The sequence below is a fragment of the Pseudomonas sp. JE3303 genome, from assembly GCF_056312565.1.
Window position 1 is genome coordinate 192,092 of record NZ_JBWGIF010000003.1, and the last position, 18,669, is coordinate 210,760.

Consider the following 18,669-nt stretch of genomic DNA (forward strand, 5'->3'; position numbering starts at 1 on the left):
GCCGACGCGCAGCGACGGCCCGAAGGACAGGGTCAGGTGGTCTTGGCGAACCCGCCATCGATGACGATGGTTTCGCCGGTGACGAAGTGCATGTGCTCGATCAGGGTCAACACCACTTCGGCGACGTCCGGCATGGTCACGCACCGCTGCAGCGGCGTTGCACGGGCGCGACGGGTCATCAGCTTGTCGTAGTTGTCGCCTAGCATCCATTCCATCCACTCGCCCTCCATCCAGCCCGGTGCGATGGCATTGACGCGCACTTTGGGGCCCAGGGCATTTGCCAGGGTCTGGGTCATGCTGATGACCGCCGCCTTGGACGCGGAATACGGCAGCGGCTGCGCACCCGGGCGCATGCCCACGATCGACGCAGTGTTGACCATGCAGGGGCGCGGGGCTTCGAACAGCAAGGCCTTCGTGTGCTTGGCAATGAGGAACAACCCGCGCACGTTCACGGCGAAAACCCGGTCCCAGTCTTCCACGTCAATGAGGTCGAACTTCTTCGGTGGTGTATCGATCGACACGCCGGCGTTGCTGCATACCACGTCCAGATGGCTGTAGCGCTCGCTGATGGCCGCGACCATGGCCTTCACGCTGGTTTCATCCGACACGTCGCACTGCAGCAGCATGGTGCGGGCACCTGCTGCTTCGCAGGCCTCGACGGTGGCCCTGGCCGAGGCCTCGCTGCGGCTGTAGTTGACGATTACGTCGTAACCGGCGGTTGCCAGCGCAACCGCGACCGTAGCGCCTATGCCAGACGCGGATCCGGTGACCAATGCGACCTTTTGAGCTGTGGACATGTTCTACCTCGTTGTTGTTTTTAAAAGAACATGTTCATTTTTAGACGTGATCAGAATGTTTGTCAACGTCTGGGGCATCACTTAAGATGAGGCCTCGAAGCCCGACAAAACCAGAACAATCAAAGGTCTGACATGAACGAGAAACCGGCTGCGCCGTTGGGTTTGCGTGAACGCAACAAGCTCGACAAATTCCTGCGGATCCGTGCCGCATCGAAAAAACTGTTCACCGAAAACGGTTTCGAACCGACGACTACGCGACAGATCGCCCAGGAAGCGGATGTCGGCCTTTCGACCCTGTTTCTCTACGCCACCGACAAGCGCGACCTGCTGTTCCTGGTGTTCAACGATGACCTGGACGACCTGACCACCCGCGCATTCGCCGACTGCCGCGCCGAGGCTCCCTTGCTGGAAAACCTGCGTAACGCGCTGCAGCACTTCTTTGAGTTCTACGGACAGGACAAGGTGATCGCGCGCGACCTTACCCGCGAGATCACCTTCTATACGACGGGGATGCAGAGTGAGCGTTTCCAGGCGACCCGCGCGCGCACCATCGACTCCATCGCCACCCTGCTGGGCCATGCCCGCGCTCAGGGTGAGGTGCGCTGCCAGGAGGACGACGGCATGATCGCCAAGACCATGTTCTACCTGCTGGCAGCGGAAATCCGCATGTGGCTGGCCAGTGACTCACAAGTGCCGCAGGACGGCCTCAATGAGCTGATGAAGCGCCTGAACCTGATAATGCACGGCCTCCAGGCGGGCTGAACTGAGCAGCCTTGTCCTGTGCCTGCAGGTTCGGGTAGCGACCCACACACAGCATCAGCACGCAGGCCATCACCATGCAGCCGGCAAACAGCAGCAGCACGCTGTCGTAGCTGCCCTGCAGGGTCTGGCCCACGCCCATCAGTAGCGGTCCGAAGGCCGTACCCAGGCAGAACAGGCAGAACAAGTAGCCATATATTTCCCCGAACGCCCGCAAACCGAAGTATCGCGCGATCAGGTAGGCGATCAGGTCCACCTCCGCGCCAACCCCCAGGCCGATCAGCGCGGCGCAGAACATCGCCGTGCCGCCAGTGGCGCCGCTATGGAGCAGGAGAATGCCGATCACCGGGCCAATAAAGAAAAACACCGTGACGAAAGGCGCAAACAGGTAGTCGAGCAGGTAACCCGCCCCAACGCGGCCGGCGATCAACGCGATACCAATGATCGAGGCGATGCTCGCTGCTTCGGCGGCAGGTACGCCACGGTCGGTGAGCAACGGCACGAAGTGCACGGAGCAGCCATTGATGGCCAGCGCTGCCAGGAAAAACGCACTGCCGATCAGCCAGAACGAACGGCTGCGTACAGCCTGGCCTACGCTCAACCCGACTGTGTCCGGGGCGTGCGGCAAGCCATCGGCCGTGGGCTGGTTATCGGGGAACAGGCCAAGGTCGGCGGGTTTGTTCCTGAGCCGCCAGGCCACGCCAGCGGCGCCCAGCACAATCACCAGGCCCATCACCGCGTACGCCAGGCGCCAACCCAGCGAAGCCACGGCATGCTGGGCAAGCATCGGCATCAACGCTGCGCCTACGCCGATACCGGCCATGCTCAAGCCCAACGCCAACCCACGCCGGCGAACGAACCAGCAACTGACGGCCATGGCGTACGCCGTGGGCGTGCCCCCGGTCGACAGCAGGCCTATCACGCAGAACGCGAGATAGAACAACATCAGGTTGGCAGGCAGCAGCCCCAGCGCCATGACCCCGACGCCGAACAGCAGCAATGCTGGAATCGCCACCTGGCGTGCGCCTTTGCGGTCGATCAGGCGACCCATCCAGGGCGTGCACAAGGCCGCGGAGAGAATAGCAACGGTCAGGCCGAGTGAAACCTGAGAGCGGCTCCAGCCAAACTCGGCGCTTAACGGCTTCATGAAAATACCGAAGGTGAACACCAGGACCGGGCCCTGGCTGACGATCATTCCCATGATCGACGCGAGCACGACCCACCAGCCATAAAACATGCGCGACGTATTCATTGCCTGTTACCTGTGCATTATTGTTATTCAGGTATCGATACCGTCGTGGGAGGGTACCGTATCGGGTGAAAGCCGGTGCTGGGGTTCAGCATCCTCGCCAGTGTGGCCGTCGTTTCTCTGCAAAGGCGCGGGGCCCCTCAAGGCTATCCGCACTGACCTTGCGTCGCTCCTCAGCCTCGTAGCGCTGGCTGACCGCCTCCGGCAGTGGCAAGTCCAGGCCTTGCATGGCGCAGGCCTTCGTGGCACGTACCGCCAGGGGTGCACAGGCGAGGATGTCGGCCACCCATTGCTCTACAGCTTCATCAAGCAAGTGTGCAGGAACCACCTCATTGATCAGGCCCAACTCGTAACCGCGTTGTGCGGTCATCACCCGCCCCGTCAGCAGATAGCCCATGGCGGCCTTCAGACCGATCTGCCGCGGCAGGCGATGTACCCCGCCCGCCGTGGCGATAAGGCCGCGCCGGGGTTCCGGCAGGCTCAATTGGGCATGCTCGGCGGCAACGATGATGTCGCACGCCAATGCCAGTTCCAGCCCGCCTCCGTGGGCTGACCCGTTCAGGCGTGCAATCAACGGCTTGGAGAACTTGAACCGGTCAGTCAGGCGGGTGGTGCGTTGCCATAACGCGGCTTCAGCGTCTACTTGCTCCTGGGAAGCAGTCGCCATCGCGGCCAGCTGCTTGAGGTCGCGGCCGGCACTGAATGCCTGCTCACCCTCCCCGGTCAGCACCCCGAGCCATAACTCGGGATCGTCCTCGAGTTCGTCGCAGGCCAGGCTCAACTGGTGGTAAGCAAGCGGATCAAGAGCGTTACGGAGCTCGGGGCGGTTGATGCGTATATAGAGCACATGCCCTCGCCGCTCGGTCAGCACGTGCTGCAGCGCGCTGACCATGTCAGAGCCCCAATACGCGTTCGGCGTTCTTGTGGAAGAACAACTCAAGCACCTCTTCGGAGTAGCCCAACTCGTTCCACTCCTTGAACAACCGTTCGTGGGGAATACTGGGGTAGTCGCTGCCAAACATCACTTTATGCTTGAGACGACCGCGAATATCACGCTTGAGTGCCTCGGGCAGGTATTTTGGAGCCCAACCGGACATCTCCCAGAACACATTGCCTTTATGCAAGGCGCACACCGTGGTCTCGTCGATCCAGGGGTAACCGGGGTGAGCCATGATGATCGTCAGATTCGGAAAATCCGCCGCCAGGTTATCAATGGAGGACGGGTGCGCATGACGGGTCTTGGCGCCCATCCCACCCGGCATGCCAGCCCCCATGCCCGTCATGCCGACATCGATCATCACGGGCACTTTCAGCGCATTGATCTCTTCCCACAGCGGATAGTAGCGCTGATCGTCGACGCTGAAGTGCTGCATGATGGGATGGAAGTGGAAGCCGAGCATGTCCAGATCTCGAATCGCGTGCTTCGCTTCGTCGATCGCCACCTGCCCCATGGCCGGCTCGACAGCGCCCCACGCCTGGATGATGCAGTCATGCCGGTCGCGCATCCCGGCCACATAGTCGTTGTCGCAAGGCACTGTGTTGATCGTGGAGCGCAAGTCAAGCGCCACCAGCACCGCCTCGATGCCAGCGCTCTGGAATTCGCGCACCACCTCTTCTTCTGTCTTGGCCTTCCACTCCCGATGCCAGTACTTGGCCAAGGCCTCTACGTAGGGGCCCTGGCAATCGATCCAACGTTGAGTATTGGGATAGCAATGCAGGTCGATGCGACGCATATGATCACAGCCTTTTTGTTGTTGATCATTTATGAACATGTTCTTTATAGGGTCGATTCCAAAGGCTGTCAAATGTTCATGGGTCAACAGCTCCGTGCTCTTTGCTAGCGCCACCATTTGTCCTGAACCGGAAACCAACAGGACAGCCCCTCATCCTAATCAAGTACTCCTCACATCATGATATGGATAAATCGAGGCAATCATGGCCAAGACCGGCTACCACGCTTCACATGAACAGTTTTCCCCAAGTGAGCTCCTGGCACTGATGCAACAGGCAGAACGCGCTGGCTTCACCTCGGGGATGTGCTCGGATCATTTCCATCCCTGGATCGCCGAGCAGGGCCATAGCGGCTTTGCCTGGGCTTGGCTGGGTGCCGCCCTCCAGGCAACGAACCTGGACTTTGGCGTGGTCAACGCGCCTGGTTATCGCTATCACCCGGCTGTGATCGCACAAGCTGGCGCAACCTTGGCGCAGATGTATCCCGAGCGGTTCTGGCTGGCCGTCGGCAGCGGCGAAGCGCTCAATGAATCCATTACCGGCGAGCATTGGCCGTCCAAGACCGAGCGCAACGCCCGGTTGCTCGAGGCCGTCACGGTCATTCGAGCACTGTGGGCTGGCCAGGAGGTGTCCCATGACGGGTTGATCAAAGTCGATCAGGCGCGGCTATACACGCAGCCAGCCGTGTCGCCTTCCATCTACGCTGCAGCGCTGTCCCCGGAGACAGCCCGCTGGGCAGGCGGTTGGGCCGATGGGCTGATAACGGTCAGCGCCCAGCCCGAGGCCCAGCAGCGCATCATTGACGCTTTTCGAGAGGGTGGTGGCGAGGGTAAGCCGATGTTCCTGCAGGTCAAGCTGTCCTACGCCGAGAACGCCGAAGAAGCACTTCGCGGTGCGCACGAGCAATGGCGTGCCAACGTGCTCCCAAGCCCGTTGCCCCACACACTCCGGACCCCCGGGGACTTCGCGGCAGCTGCAAGCCTGGTGCGTCCCGAAGACCTGTACGACCAGGTGCGCATCGGCAACGACCTGGGCCGGCACACAGCAATGCTGCAGGCAGACCTTGAGCAAGGCTTCGACCGCCTCTACCTGCATAACGTCAATCGCCAGCAGGAAACGTTCATCAAAGCCTTCGGACGGTCAGTACTGCCTCAGCTGGGCTAGCCGCTCATGATCGATGAAGGTGGGACTAAGCAGTCTGTAAATTTCGGAAACCACATGATTCGTTGCGCCTTCGCAGACGACCTTCCTGGATCATGGTCTCCGAAGTACTCAGCCTGTTGAGCATTACGTCATGAGGTATAGACCTTCCCGACGAACCTGCTCATTGAGCTAGCTTCGTCTGAGCTTGCTCTCGAGAGCGCAGCCCCTGAATGATTGTTGCGGTAGAGAGCACCAGCCGCAATGGGTGCGATATACACATTGAGGGCTGGGTGCACTTCGCAATCGAATACAGCGCGATCAATCGACTTGTCGAAGTCGATGGTGATGAAATCCATCCAAAGCCCTTAACGTAGCGCGAGGAGGTTGCGGAGCGCTTCATTAGGCTCTGGAGGGTTGTCGAGCAGACGATAGGCGACATCAGCATCGAGCACCGTCATCCCCTCCATGTCGAATGAATGCGCCTGACGCTCCTGCGCGACCGAGCGCACGGCTAGCGCCTCAACAACCTTTCAACTCGCTCAGCTCGCGCTCGACCGTCGACAGGTGCGGTGCACGAGCTGTGCGCACCTTCACGGATGTCTGGCGCAAGGCATTACCGGAAAGAGCTTTGGTAGCCACGCGTTCAACAACATCATCAGCATGGGACAGGAACGCAGTAGCCTTGCCATCACCAGGGTGAATGACAATCCTGGTCTTCTTACCCTCGGGTGAGAATAGTTTCGGGTGGGCTTGCTATACGGTTTGCGTACGAACTGTCAAAGCAATCGACAGATCTCGGATACCACCTGCTTCGTCGCGTCTTCGATCGTTCCTTCATTGCGGCATAAAAACCATCCGTGATCCTCGAACGCCTGCTCGAACGCCCTGGTACAGGCGACCTGCTCCTCCAGGTCAAGGAGCAGCGTACTGCCTAGCCCACGTGGGCGGGCCGCTGCCCTTTCCCAGGAAATATCAGGAGCGGTGACGATCCCGACATGCAAGTCTGGCACTCGCACGTTTCGATCGATGTTCAACCGCAGGATCTCTGCAAACGGGACCATCCGGCGAAACGCGGCATCGGACGGGTACCAGCGATCGATCAGGATGATGCTGTCCGCTGGCTGTCTGGGGAGCACATGCTGGGAAATCCAGGTACGGCTATCGGCAAGGCGCTCACACACGCCCAGCTCCAGATCCCGGGTGGGGTTTCTGACGAATTTGTTGACCAGGGCCATGGTTTCACCCCGGGAGGGATCGCTTTTTTTCTCGCACAGCCGGATCACTTTCCTGCCGTCTGCCCTCAATGCTTTCGTAACGGCTTCCAGCAGTGTGGTCTTGCCGGTGCCCTTGGGCCCATCCAGAGAGACAAACAGCGGACGATTCATTTTCAAACAACGAGTGATAGGCGGTTGAACAGTCTACCCAGCTTTTCGCCGGCCTGCCGGTGTTGATCGGTGGATGCTGCCGTGGCCAAGGCAGCTCTGCCCCTTCTTCCATGCCCGGCACCCCCCTTGCTTGAGGCTTGTCAAAGAGTGCCAGTAATCCGCCAGCCGCAAAAAATCCCTTGCCGACGCCCACGGCCAGAGTTAGATTGGGTATGGCAATATTTTTGGACACCCCAATAACCTTGGAGGTTGCTATGTCGCTCACCGCCGATACCATCGAAATCATCCGAGAGCCTCGACGGGTACAAGCCAGCGAATCGAGCCATGGCTCCGATACCCATCCGCAGCGCTTGGTCATCACGGTTGACTTGAACTCCCAAGCCATTACCGATGCCTACGTCTGCTCCGTTGAGATGCTCACCCGCGCCTTTCAGGCGCAACTGGAGCCGGTGCGCGAGGAAACCATTTCCACAATCGTCGCTATGTGGGTACCGAAGAAGCCAGTGCCCTCTACCCTTCTGCGCGAAGCAAAGATGCTGGCGACAGCCAAAACGGAAATCCTCCAAAGTAATGATTGGGTAACTGCGAGCGAAATTTCAGACCTTGCTCAGTTCAAATCCAGCAATCCAAGCTCCCAGCCTAACAAGTGGAAGCTCGCCGGCAGGATTTTCGCTCTGCGTCATGAAGCGGTCGATTACTTCCCTATGTACGGGTTAGACCCTTCTCATGGCTACCGTCCATTTGCGGGGCTGGAGCCCGTAATCTCTACCTTGGCTTGCAAAAAAGACGGTTGGGGCATGGCATTCTGGTTTGCCTCTCCAAATAGCTACCTTGGAGGAAAGCGCCCCAAAGACATTCTTCAGTTGAGCCCTGACAGGGTGCTTGATGCTGCGCGGGATAGTGTCGCCGGGGTAATGCATGGCTGAGGTACTGCCCAAGTTGCCACCCGTACCTGGCGAGACAATTCATCTTCGGTTCAAGACACTCAGAGCAGGAAGCACACTACATCGATTTCACCTCAGCGACTTCCATGGCATTGCCTTCAATGGTACGCACCTGGGAAATGCCCGTTTCAGCCCTATAAGGAACCTTGCTGGCGCAATCATCCCGACGATCTATGGCGGCAGCACATTCGACTGCGCCGCCATGGAGACGATTTTTCGAGATGTGCCTTACACGCCCCCACCCAAGTACCTCTCCAAAGGTGATCTTGCGGGGAGCACCTACTCCCTGCTCACGGTCGATCAAGATCTCAAACTGATCGATCTGTCGTCCAAGTCTCTGCGCACCTTGAACATTCAGCGTAAGGAGCTGATCGATACAGAGCGGGATCAGTACCCGACGACACGCAAGTGGGCTGAAGCTTTTCATGCTTACGCGCCGGACGCCCAGGGTATCACTTGGGTGTCCAGGCAAGATGACACCGCCGAGGTGGTAGTTCTTTTTGGCGACCGGGTGCAAGAGTCAGCGCTCTCATTGGTAGGTCTGAGTCGGGACGCCTTTGAGGAAGAGACGGTATATAACGCGCTGCTGGACCTGGCCGATACGATCGGGGTGCGATTCGTGCCATGAGCCGCGCGAGCGATTACGCTGGATTGCCGCATGCAGTAGTTCCGCCAGTTCCTTGCGTATAGCACCTGACTCTGGGATCACAAGCGGTTTTCAGCGCCCTCCTGACCGCCCCTCCCGAGCGCCCCCCATATGCTCCTCAAGCCTGCCTCTCAGCCAGCGTTCAGCAGGGTCACTGTCCGTCGTGCTCAGCCACACCATGGCGAGCTCCAGGGGAACGGTCTCGAAAGGGAGCGGTTCAGCCTGCAGATTGCCCCAGCCAGCCATGGCGTGGGCGGCATAGTCCGGGCAGCAGGCAAGCAGGTCGGTATCCGCAAGGATCGCAGGCAGTGAACTGAATTGGGGTATCGACAAGACAACGTTCCGCGAACGCCCGATGTCCTTGAGCCAGTCATCGGCAATGCCGTGAATGTTCGCGGTGGGCGAGACCTGCACATGCGGCCGTTCGCAGAACTCGTCCAGGGTGAGTGGCCTGGAGGATTTATCCGCCCTGAGCACGCGTGCCTGCATGGTACGCAGTACCTTGCGCTTCGCGTTGGCCGGCAGGCCTTTCGTCTGGCTGATGCCTACGGTGACATCTCCCGATGCCAGCAGATCTGGAATCCGCCAGTAGTCGACATGCTGAACGACAACCACCACATGGGGCGCCTCGATGCGTAGCGCCCGAAGGAGCGGAGGCAATAGCCCCGACTCGACATCGTCAGACAAGCCGATCCTGAAGGTCATCTTGCTCGTGGGCGGATCGAAATCATGGGTCAGGCTAAGAGCGGTCGACATGGCATCCAGCGCGGGCGTGAGGTACTTGATGACCTCTTCGGCCCGGGCCGAGGGCTCCATGCGGTGGCCTACCCGAATCAACAGCGGGTCATTGAATATTGTCCTGAGTCTTGCGAGTGCAGCGCTCACGGTCGATTGCGTGATGAACAGCTTCTCGGCAGCGCGCGTCAGATTGCGTTCCTGCATCAAAGCCTCGAAGACGACCATGAGATTGATGTCGGCCTTGCGCAGTTCGTTTCGATTCATTCCCTTTCCTTACCCCTTGAATGTTCAAAGTCAGCGACCGCATCGGTGAAGCCTTGTGATCCCCGTTCACAGACGCTATGAAGTCCAGCGTCTTTTTCTCCCGGCAGGTGCACTTTAGCCTTGTACCCAGCGCCCGAGATCACACTCGGCCTGCGTACACTTACCGGAGCTACTGAACATGACCGTCGCCGCCAAGCCCGATGAACTGGCAATTCCTTATCAGCTACCCCAAGTCCCTTTCATGTCGCCAGACATGGTTCACCCGGGCGTCCTGAGCGAGTGGCTCAATGATGACAAACTGTGGGTGCCGGTGACCGCTACAGTGTCATTCAAACCGTTGCTGCTCAGCGTCACGGGCGGTTACTACATCAACCTGCTGCGCGTTCGCCAGGCAGGCGTGCTCTCTCGGCACCGTCACAGCGGCGGCGTGCACGCGATCGTGCTCAAAGGCCGCTGGTACTACCTGGAACATGACTGGGTCGCCAGTGAGGGTTCTTTTGCCTTCGAGCCGCCTGGCGAGACCCACACGCTGTATGTCCCGGAAGACGTCGAGGAGATGATTACCTGGTTCCACGTTCAGGGCGGTTACACCTACGTCGATCCGCAAGGCGTCGCCGTCGGTTACGAGGACGTATTCACCAAGCTGGAAGCGGCGCGCAAACATTATCAGGCACTGGGCTTGCCCGCTGACTATATCGAACAGTTCATCCGCTGACCCCTGATAACCCAATCGGCGCGCCTCGGGCGCGCTTGTTGTTTCGGCTTCACAAAGATGACACGCTGCATCGAACGTGGGGGCGCACAAGGTACCTAGATGGACAACTATTCGCAGATGCTCGCGTTCATGTGGGCAACGGAGCACGGCAACTTCTCCGCCGCAGCACGCGCCAACAGCATGACCCCTTCCGCTATCAGCAAGCTCATCACCCGCCTTGAAAATCGTCTGCAGGTCAGGCTTTTTCAGCGTGGTACGCGCACGCTGACGCTCACCGAAGAAGGCACCGCCTACCTGGTCAGCGCGCGGGAGGTGATCAATGCCATGGCCGAAGCCGACTCACTGGCCGAGGCATTCCCCAATCGGGTCAGCGGCACCCTGCGGATCCATACCATGGCGACCTTCGCCAAGCACCAGATCCTCCCGTGGCTGGCGGAGTTCCTGTCCCGCTACCCTGCCCTGAGCGTGGATATCCAGGTCGGCCCCCAATACGTCGACCACTTTGACCAAGGACTGGATATCGCCATTCATAGCGGCATGCTGCCGGATTCCTCACGTATTGCCAGGAAGATGGGCGAAAGTGCGTGGATCATCTGCGCCTCTCCCGACTACCTGGCGCGGCGCGGCGTACCCGCCACCCCCGGCGAGCTGGCGCATCACGACTGCTTCAACTTCAGCTTCAAGAGTGCCTGGAACAACTGGGAGTTCCTGCTCGACAACCAGCGCACGCGGGTACCGGTCAGCGCCAAGGCCTCGTTCGCCCAGGGTGACCTGCTGCGGCAGATGGCGCTGTCGGGCGCCGGTATCGTCAAGCTGGCCCGCTTTCACATAGGCCAGGACATCGAATGCGGGGATCTTGTACCGTTGCTGGAAGACTATGCACTGGATGAGAAAGAGCCCATCTACATGGTCTACCCCAACCGCAAGCACCTGAGCCCACGCATCCGGGTATTTCGCGATTTCCTTGAGCAAAAGCTTGCCGAGCGGCCTTGGTAGTGTCCGCTCAGCCGTTGATGATCACGCTGTAGCGGTACCGAGGATCAAGTCGGCAGCGCGTTCAGCTACCGCCATCACTGCGCCCTGGATGTTTCCTGACACCATCGATGGGATGACCGAAGCATCGACGATTCGCAGCCCCTGCAGCCCATGCACACGCAGGCTCGAGTCGACCACTGCCTCGTCGTCCTCACCCATGCGGCACGTGCCCAGCGGGTGATAGATGGTTTGCCCGGTTGCGCGGGCGAATGCCAGCCACTGCTCATCAGTCCGCGCATCCGCGCCGGGGCTCGTTTCGGCTTCGACGAAAGCCTGCATCGCCGGCTGCTGCATGATCCTGCGGGCAATTTTCATCCCCTCGATCAGGCTTTTGCAGTCCTGCTCCTCGGTCAGGAAGTTGGGCCGGATGGCGGGCATGACCTGCGGATCGCTTGACTGTATATGAATGCTGCCCTTGGATCTTGGGCGCAATTGGCTGACGCCGATGGTGAACCCGGGGTGCCGGTCCAGGATGCGATCGGCGGCGTTGGCGTAGCTGGCGTGCACCACGAAGTACTGCACATCCGGCGTGGCCATCTCGGGCTCGGTCTTGACGAAACCATGCACCAGGCCGGTACCCAGCGTGAGGATGCCGGTACGTCGAGTGAAGTATTCGGCTACGGCCAGTCCAAGGCGCCAACCACGCGCCATCTCGTTGAGGGTCAGGGTGTTCTTCAGCCGCCAGTTCATCCGCGTGGCGAAATGGTCGATGTAGTTTTCGCCGACACCCTCGAGGCGGTGCCTGACTTCAATGCCGACACGGCCCAGCACATCAGGCCGGCCGATCCCCGAGAGCTCGAGAATCTGTGGCGACTGGATGGCGCCTGCGCAGAGGATCACCTCTATGCGGGCGGTCACGCTCCGTTGTTGGTTGCCTACGCGGTACGTCAAGCCCGTGCAACGCTTGTCCTTCAGTTCAAGGCGCAGCACGTGGGCACCGGTCTGAATGTGCAGGTTGGCTCGGGCGCGCGCAGGCTTCAGGTAGCCATCGACTGCACTCCAGCGCCGTCCCTTGTGCTGGGCAACCTGGTAGTAACCAAAGCCGGTCTGGGTCTCACCGTTGTAGTCGGGGTTGTGCAGGTGGCCGTCCTCGACGCTGGCCTGGAGAAACGCATCGGCGATCGGGTATCGCTCGGTGACCTGGTGGATGTGCATCGGGCCTTGATCACCGCGGCTGCTGTCACCCTGGGTGTAAGTCTCGAGCTTCTTGAAGTACGGCTTGAGGGTGGCGAAGTTCCACTCCCTGGCCCCTGCGGCTTCCCAGGCATCGTAGTCGGCTGGCTGGCCGCGCACGTAGATCATGCCGTTGATCAATGTCGAGCCACCGAGCCCCTTGCCACGCGGCACGCTGATTTCACGGCCTTGGGTATTGTCTTCAGCCTGGGTCTTGAAGCGCCAGTTGTAGCGCTTGTCGACCATCAGCTTGCTGAAACCGGCCGGAATCGGAATCCAGAAGCCCTTGGGCTCTCCCCCCGCCTCAAGCACCAATACGCTGTGTTTGCCAGAGGCCGTGAGGCGATTGGCGAGGATGCAGCCAGCGGTGCCGCCGCCGACGATGACGTAATCAAATGTGCTCATGATTCGACTCATCCTCGTTCGCGGCCATGGCGGCGGCCATCAGTTCGATCTGGCCGAGCAGCATCGGCATGCCATCCTGGATCCGGCAGCCCTTTTCCAGCGCGGCCGTCAACAAAGGCGTCATCGCCGGCTGCATGATGATTTCTGCAACAATCTGCGAAGGGTTGAGCGCGCTGGCGTCGAATGGCAATTCATCACCCTCGCGCAGCCCCAGCGAAGTGCTGTTGACTACCAGATCATGGCCTGAAGGATCGTCGCTGCCGACACACAGCTCGACCCCGGCAAATTCCTCGGCCAGGCGCTTGATCAGCATCTGCGCCTTGTCTGCGGTGCGGTTGAAAATCGTCAGCTTCGCCACGCCCGCTTCGGCCAGCGCGAACGCGATCGCCTTGGCCGCGCCGCCTGCCCCTGCCAGGTAAACCGACATACACGCCGGATCGATCTGGCGCTGACGCAGGCCCGCGACAAAGCCCGCTCCATCCAGGATGTCGCCATGCAGCCTGCCATGCTGGTCACGCCGGATGACGTTGACGGCACCGACCATGCGCGCAGCTGCGGATAACGAATCGCACAGCTCGAGCATCGCAGTCTTGTGCGGTACCGTGACGATAAAGCCATCCAGGCTCTGGATACCGCGCAGCCCATCGACCACGCCTGGCAGGTCGGCGGCGCGGATATGAAACGGCACCATCACTCGATCGTCACCACGCTCGACGAACAGGCGATTGATGGCCTCGGGCGTCTGCACGTGGTGAATGGGGTCAGCAATGATGGCGTAGACCCGGGTGCTGCCACTGATCTGCTTAACCTTGTTCATTTCATCAGGCCACTGTGTAGGAGGTTTTGACAGAGGTGTAGAACTCTTTGGCGTAGGCACCCTGCTCACGCGAGCCGTAGCTCGAGTTCCTGCGGCCACCGAAGGGGGCGTGATAATCGACGCCCGCCGTCGCCACGTTGACCATCACCATGCCGGCAGTGGAACGTTGCTTGAAGTCACTGCTGTACTTGAGCGACGTGGTGCAGATGCCGGACGACAAGCCAAACTCGGTGTCGTTGGCCAGCGTCAGTGCCTCCTCGTAGTCGCCGACCCGTATGACGCTGGCCACCGGCCCGAAGACCTCCTCGCGGTTGATGCGCATCTGGTTGGAGGTTTCGCTGATCAGCGCAGGCGACAGGTAATAGCCGGGCGTAGCCCGCTGCAGCCGCTCACCGCCAAACACCAGTCGCCCGCCTTCCTGCTGTGCGGCCTGGATGTAGTCGCAATCCTGCTGCAGCTGGGCCTCGGAGACCACCGGGCCCATTTCGCAACCGTCGGCCAAGGCATGGTCGACCTTGAGCGAGCGCAGCCGCTGCGTAACCGCCTCGACAAAGCGGTCGTGAATGCCGGCCTGGACAATCAACCGGCTTGACGCCGTGCAACGCTGCCCGGTCGAGAAGAACGAGCCGCTCACCGCCACCTCGACCGCGTGTTGCAGGTCGGCATCGTCGAGAATGATCAGTGGGTTCTTGCCGCCCATTTCCAGCTGCACCTTGGCGCCGCGCGCCATGCAGGCCATGCCGATACTGCGGCCGGTCGCGGTCGAACCGGTGAAGCTCAGCGCACGTACCTTGGCGGATGTGGCCAGGACATCGCCGACCTTCGAGCCCGGACCCATGACCAGGTTGAACACACCGGCCGGCAGCGCGCCGGCACGGGCAATGATTTCGGCCAATGCCCAGGCGCTGCCCGGGACCAGATCAGCCGGCTTGAACACCACTGCGTTACCAAAGGCCAGCGCTGGGGCGATTTTCCAGGCCGGGATGGCAATCGGGAAGTTCCACGGGGTAATAATGCCCACCACCCCTTCAGGCTCGCGCCGCACATCGACTTCGACGCCCGGGCGGATCGACGCAAGCCGCTCGCCGGACAGGCGCAGTGCTTCGCCGGCAAAGAACTTGAACACACGCCCGGCACGCACTACCTCGCCGACCGCCTCAGGCAGGGTCTTGCCCTCCTCCCGGGCCAGCAGGCAGCCGAGTTCTTCCCGGCGGTTCAAGATCTCGCTGCCGATACGGTCCAGCGCGTCACTGCGCACTTCGGCACTTGCCCGGCCCCACGCGCCTGCCGCCGCCGACGCCGCCTCGACGGCCATCAGCGCGTGGGCTGCATCCGCCCGGGCATACTCGCCGACAATGTCATTGGTATCGGAAGGGTTGATATTCACATTGATATCGACACCTTCGATCCACTCTCCAGCGATAAAATTTTTCTTCATGTTCGCTCCCGAGATTCACTTTTTCTATTTCTTGAGCGCGAGCGTGTCCGCCCGGCATGACTACTTGGCCGATGACGTATTGCCAGCTACTTGTCCGCCATGACGGCCGGAAATGGGTTCCGAGCTAGCGCATCAGCCAGCCGCCCGCCACATCGAGCACTTGTCCGGTGACAAACTCGCTTTCATTCGAGGTCAGGAAGCAGGCCGCGCGTGCCACCTCCATGGGCGTGCCCAGCCGGCGCAAGGGCGTCTGCTCGACCACCGCCTGGTTTGCTTCAGCCGATACGCTCATCAGCAGCGGCGTTTCGATGCGGCCGGGCGCAAGCGCGTTGGCGGTTATGCCGTAAGGTCCCAGCTCACCGGCGAGGTGCCGGGTAAACCCGATCACCGCCGCCTTGGTCGCGCTGTAGTGCGCCGCCACGATCGGCAGGAACGCGCTGCCCGCTACCGAGGACATGTTGACGATGCGGCCAAAACGCCGCTGCACCATGGACGGGGTCAAGGCGCGTACCAGGTTGAACGGCCCGCTGAGGTTGATCCCGACCACGCGCTGCCACTCCTGCGGATCCATCTCCCAGATGGCGGCAGGTGCCCCGTCATGCTTGGGCGATACCCCGGCATTGTTGATCAGCGTGTCGATCGGGCCAAGTGCAGCGGTCAAGCGCTCACAGGCGTGCAGGCACTGGGCATGATCAGCGACGTCGGCAGTGGCCCAGGCGACGTCGTGGCCGGCGGCGCGCAGCCGCTCGCCCTGCTCCTGGAGCTTCTGTTGATCGAAATCGAGCAGTGCGACGCGCGCGCCTTCCTCGCAATACAGCTGTGCGATCGCCGCACCAATACCACCGCCCGCGCCCGTGATCAGGACAACGCGGTCAGCATGCCGAAGTGTGTTCATGGTTACCTCTGAGGTGAGCTGTCGAGCTGAAAGTCCGGGCACGGCTAGAGCCCCAGGTAGGCACGTTTGACGTGCGGATTGTCGAGCAGCTCCTGTCCGGTGCCACTGAGCACCACCTCTCCGTTCTCCAACACATAGCCACGGTTGGCGATACGCAAGGTATGGACAATGTTCTGTTCGACGATCAGCACCGTGGTGCCCAGCGCGAGGATCTTGTTGATGATCTCGAATACCTGGGACACCAGCAGCGGTGACAGGCCCAACGATGGCTCGTCGAACATCAGCAGCTTGGGCTCGGCCATCAGCCCGCGGGCGATGGCGACCATCTGCTGCTCACCCCCCGACAAGGTCCCGGCGTTCTGCTCCAGGCGCTCGCGCACCCGTGGAAACAGATCCAGAATGTCATCCAGGCGTTTCTTGTAGTGTCGGCGGGCGCTGCGCTTGTAGGCACCCATCAGCAAGTTGTCGCGCACACTCAGGAACGGGAACAGCTGGCGCCCCTCTGGAATCAGGGTCATGCCGGCGGCGACGATTTCGTCCGGCCGGCTGCCATCGATACGCCGGCCTTCGAACTCGATTGTCCCTTGGGACGGTTCGACGATGCCGCACAGGCTGCGCAGCGTCGTGGTCTTGCCGGCGCCATTGGCGCCGACGATGGTAATCACCTCGCCTGCATTCACTTCGAACGAGACGCCGCGCAGGATCTCCGTGCCGCCGTATCCGGCATGCACATTGTTCAGCTTAAGCATGGCTGTACTCCTTGCCCAGGTAGGCCTCGATGACTTGCGGATCGCTGATGACATCCTGCGGGGCCCCTTGCATCAGCAGCGAGCCCGAGCTGATGACGATGATCCGGTCCGACAGGCTCATGGTGGCTTGCATCAAGTGCTCGATCATCAGCACGCTGACGCCCGAGTCGCGCACCCGGCGGATTACCTCGATGGCCTTGACCACGTCGGTAGGGTTGAGTCCGGCCATGACCTCATCCAGCAACAGGATCCGCGGCCGGGTTGCCAACGCACGTGCCATCTCCAGGCGCTTCATGCCTCCCACCGTGAGGTTGCGCGCGCGGGTATCGAGCAGTGCCGTGAGCTCGGTCAGCTCTGCTACCTGAGCCGCAATCGCCCGTGCTTGCTGGGCATCGGCGGTGTGCATGAACGCCCCGAGCATGATGTTCTCGCTCACGCTGAGATCAGCAAACGGTTGAACGATCTGGAAGGTGCGGCCAATGCCAGCCTTGGCGAATTCGGCCGGGCTGCGCGGAGTGACCCACTCACCGTCAGGCAAGCGCACTTTCACCCGCCCCTTGGACGGCACCAGGAAACCGGAGAGCTGGTTGAACACGGTCGTCTTGCCCGCCCCGTTGGGACCAATGACGCCCACGATTTCGCCCTCGGCCAGGCTCAGCGAGACATCGTTGGTCGCGTGCAGGCCACCGAAGAACTTATGCAGGTTTTCGGCAACCAGAACAGGTTCGCCTCTGGTAGCCGAGACCACGGGTTGCACCTGGGCCGTGCTCGGCGGCGTGGGTTTGGCCAGTGGCTTGCTGCCGCCTGGCAAAGCATCGATCCAGCCGAACACGCGTCCGCCAAAGCGCCCCACCAGCCCCTGTGGGATGGTCAGCACCACGGCCACCAGTACGATGCCGTAGACCAGGCCATGCACGCCGCTGCCCATGTCACCGAGCCAGCCCCGGGCAAGCTCGGCCAGCGGCAGTACCAGAATGGTCCCGATCAATGGGCCCGATACCGTGCCCAAACCACCGATCAAGGCAAACATGGCGATCTGGATCGACAGGTCGAGCGAGAACACCGAGCCTGGCTCGATGAAGGTCAGGTACATCGCGTGGAAACTGCCCACCAGGCTGGTGAGGAACGCCGACAACACCACGGCGATCAGCTTCACTTTCACCGAATTGACGCCTACCGCATGCGCAGCATCTTCGCGCTCACGGACCGCGATCAGGTAGTAGCCCAGGCGGGAAGTCTTGATCTTCCAGGACACCGCCAGAGTGATGATCAGAAAACCGAAGGCGATCAGCAGGTAGGGCCAGCGTGGGCGGAACAGCATCCACTCGAAGCCCAGCTTCAACGGCACGCCAATGCCGGCCGCACCGCCCGTGATGTCGTGCTGGTTGATGGTGACCAGACGCACCACTTCCAGCACGGCGATGGTCGCCAGCGCAAAGAACGGCCCGCGCAGACGGAAGCACGGCCAGCTGATCACCACGGCCACCAGCGAAGACAGCGCCGCTCCGATGAACATGCCAAACCATGGGCTCAAGCCGAAATTGATCATCAGCAAGGTGGTGGTGTAGGCGCCTACGCCATAGAACACCGCGTGACCCAGCGACAACTGGCCGGCGAAACCGCCAACGATGTTCCAGGCGCTCGCCAGTGCGGCGTAGCTGCAGATCAGAATGAACAGGTGATACACAAAGGGTGAGCCGACGCTGATCGGGATCAGCAGCAGCGATGCGAGGATGACCAGGCTTACGTAAACGCGTGGATGCAAGATATTCATGACCATTTATCC

At 60.9% G+C, this 18,669-nt stretch carries 19 protein-coding genes; 6 read left to right on the plus strand and 13 right to left on the minus strand.

The window, feature by feature from the left end; translation table 11 throughout:
- Nucleotides 1-32: 32 nt before the first annotated feature.
- Nucleotides 33-797 carry an SDR family NAD(P)-dependent oxidoreductase gene (locus AC0ZZU_RS06375; RefSeq protein WP_476339672.1) on the minus strand — a complete coding sequence of 255 codons (765 nt, stop codon included), beginning with the start codon at nucleotides 795-797 and terminating at the stop codon, nucleotides 33-35.
- A 132-nt stretch (nucleotides 798-929) separates the two neighbouring features.
- Between AC0ZZU_RS06375 and AC0ZZU_RS06380 the strand changes: the two genes are divergently transcribed.
- The gene (locus tag AC0ZZU_RS06380; protein WP_476339673.1) at nucleotides 930-1,559 is read left to right on the plus strand and encodes a TetR/AcrR family transcriptional regulator; all 630 of its coding nucleotides are present in this window, start codon (nucleotides 930-932) and stop codon (nucleotides 1,557-1,559) included.
- Here AC0ZZU_RS06380 and AC0ZZU_RS06385 read toward each other — a convergent pair.
- The 3 genes from AC0ZZU_RS06385 to AC0ZZU_RS06395 form a co-directional block, all read right to left on the minus strand.
- The gene (locus AC0ZZU_RS06385; protein ID WP_476339674.1) at nucleotides 1,504-2,808 is read right to left on the minus strand and encodes an MFS transporter; all 1,305 of its coding nucleotides are present in this window, start codon (nucleotides 2,806-2,808) and stop codon (nucleotides 1,504-1,506) included. The genes AC0ZZU_RS06380 and AC0ZZU_RS06385 overlap by 56 nt on opposite strands.
- Before the next feature lie 85 nt (nucleotides 2,809-2,893).
- Nucleotides 2,894-3,697: an enoyl-CoA hydratase-related protein gene (locus tag AC0ZZU_RS06390; RefSeq protein ID WP_476339675.1), complete on the minus strand. Its 804-nt coding sequence runs from the start codon at nucleotides 3,695-3,697 to the stop codon at nucleotides 2,894-2,896.
- A gap of 1 nt (nucleotide 3,698) precedes the next feature.
- On the minus strand, nucleotides 3,699-4,538 hold the full coding sequence (locus AC0ZZU_RS06395; protein ID WP_476339676.1) for an amidohydrolase family protein: 840 nt from the start codon (nucleotides 4,536-4,538) through the stop codon (nucleotides 3,699-3,701).
- Between the two features lie 202 nt (nucleotides 4,539-4,740).
- Here AC0ZZU_RS06395 and AC0ZZU_RS06400 point away from each other — a divergent pair, with 202 nt between their 5' ends.
- Nucleotides 4,741-5,700, plus strand: coding sequence for a TIGR03885 family FMN-dependent LLM class oxidoreductase (locus tag AC0ZZU_RS06400; protein WP_476339677.1), 960 nt, complete (start codon nucleotides 4,741-4,743; stop codon nucleotides 5,698-5,700).
- A 344-nt stretch (nucleotides 5,701-6,044) separates the two neighbouring features.
- Here the strand turns inward: AC0ZZU_RS06400 and AC0ZZU_RS06405 are convergent, their stop codons facing one another.
- Both AC0ZZU_RS06405 and AC0ZZU_RS06410 read right to left on the minus strand, forming a co-directional pair.
- Nucleotides 6,045-6,188: a hypothetical protein gene (locus AC0ZZU_RS06405; RefSeq protein ID WP_476339678.1), complete on the minus strand. Its 144-nt coding sequence runs from the start codon at nucleotides 6,186-6,188 to the stop codon at nucleotides 6,045-6,047.
- A gap of 267 nt (nucleotides 6,189-6,455) precedes the next feature.
- On the minus strand, nucleotides 6,456-7,064 hold the full coding sequence (locus AC0ZZU_RS06410; RefSeq protein ID WP_476339679.1) for a dTMP kinase: 609 nt from the start codon (nucleotides 7,062-7,064) through the stop codon (nucleotides 6,456-6,458).
- Nucleotides 7,065-7,318: 254 nt separating this feature from the next.
- Between AC0ZZU_RS06410 and AC0ZZU_RS06415 the strand changes: the two genes are divergently transcribed.
- Nucleotides 7,319-7,990 carry a hypothetical protein gene (locus AC0ZZU_RS06415; protein WP_476339680.1) on the plus strand — a complete coding sequence of 224 codons (672 nt, stop codon included), beginning with the start codon at nucleotides 7,319-7,321 and terminating at the stop codon, nucleotides 7,988-7,990.
- Nucleotides 7,983-8,636, plus strand: a complete 654-nt coding sequence (locus tag AC0ZZU_RS06420; protein WP_476339681.1) for an RES family NAD+ phosphorylase — start codon at nucleotides 7,983-7,985, stop codon at nucleotides 8,634-8,636. The genes AC0ZZU_RS06415 and AC0ZZU_RS06420 overlap by 8 nt, the downstream gene beginning before the upstream one ends.
- Nucleotides 8,637-8,726: 90 nt before the next feature.
- Here AC0ZZU_RS06420 and AC0ZZU_RS06425 read toward each other — a convergent pair whose 3' ends face one another.
- Nucleotides 8,727-9,656, minus strand: coding sequence for a LysR substrate-binding domain-containing protein (locus AC0ZZU_RS06425; protein ID WP_476339682.1), 930 nt, complete (start codon nucleotides 9,654-9,656; stop codon nucleotides 8,727-8,729).
- A 178-nt stretch (nucleotides 9,657-9,834) separates the two neighbouring features.
- Here AC0ZZU_RS06425 and AC0ZZU_RS06430 point away from each other — a divergent pair, with 178 nt between their 5' ends.
- Together AC0ZZU_RS06430 and AC0ZZU_RS06435 are read left to right on the plus strand one after the other, a co-directional pair.
- Complete coding sequence (locus tag AC0ZZU_RS06430; protein WP_476339683.1) at nucleotides 9,835-10,371, plus strand: 2,4'-dihydroxyacetophenone dioxygenase family protein; 537 nt, start codon at nucleotides 9,835-9,837, stop codon at nucleotides 10,369-10,371.
- A gap of 99 nt (nucleotides 10,372-10,470) precedes the next feature.
- Nucleotides 10,471-11,367, plus strand: coding sequence for a LysR family transcriptional regulator (locus AC0ZZU_RS06435; protein ID WP_476339684.1), 897 nt, complete (start codon nucleotides 10,471-10,473; stop codon nucleotides 11,365-11,367).
- A 21-nt stretch (nucleotides 11,368-11,388) separates the two neighbouring features.
- Here AC0ZZU_RS06435 and AC0ZZU_RS06440 read toward each other — a convergent pair whose 3' ends face one another.
- From AC0ZZU_RS06440 to AC0ZZU_RS06465, 6 genes are all read right to left on the minus strand, one after another.
- Entirely contained in the window at nucleotides 11,389-12,984 is a 1,596-nt protein-coding gene (locus tag AC0ZZU_RS06440) for a GMC family oxidoreductase (RefSeq protein ID WP_476339685.1), read from the minus strand.
- Nucleotides 12,971-13,801, minus strand: coding sequence for a shikimate dehydrogenase family protein (locus tag AC0ZZU_RS06445; protein ID WP_476339686.1), 831 nt, complete (start codon nucleotides 13,799-13,801; stop codon nucleotides 12,971-12,973). The genes AC0ZZU_RS06440 and AC0ZZU_RS06445 overlap by 14 nt, the downstream gene beginning before the upstream one ends.
- A 4-nt stretch (nucleotides 13,802-13,805) precedes the next feature.
- Nucleotides 13,806-15,239, minus strand: a complete 1,434-nt coding sequence (locus tag AC0ZZU_RS06450; RefSeq protein WP_476339687.1) for an aldehyde dehydrogenase family protein — start codon at nucleotides 15,237-15,239, stop codon at nucleotides 13,806-13,808.
- Nucleotides 15,240-15,363: 124 nt separating this feature from the next.
- Nucleotides 15,364-16,134 carry an SDR family oxidoreductase gene (locus AC0ZZU_RS06455; RefSeq protein WP_476339688.1) on the minus strand — a complete coding sequence of 257 codons (771 nt, stop codon included), beginning with the start codon at nucleotides 16,132-16,134 and terminating at the stop codon, nucleotides 15,364-15,366.
- Nucleotides 16,135-16,178: 44 nt separating this feature from the next.
- Nucleotides 16,179-16,883 carry an ABC transporter ATP-binding protein gene (locus AC0ZZU_RS06460; RefSeq protein ID WP_476339689.1) on the minus strand — a complete coding sequence of 235 codons (705 nt, stop codon included), beginning with the start codon at nucleotides 16,881-16,883 and terminating at the stop codon, nucleotides 16,179-16,181.
- Nucleotides 16,876-18,657 (minus strand): branched-chain amino acid ABC transporter ATP-binding protein/permease, encoded by a 1,782-nt coding sequence (locus AC0ZZU_RS06465; RefSeq protein ID WP_476339690.1) that lies wholly within the window; start codon nucleotides 18,655-18,657, stop codon nucleotides 16,876-16,878. Before AC0ZZU_RS06465 ends, AC0ZZU_RS06460 begins: the two co-directional genes overlap by 8 nt.
- Nucleotides 18,658-18,669: the final 12 nt, after the last annotated feature.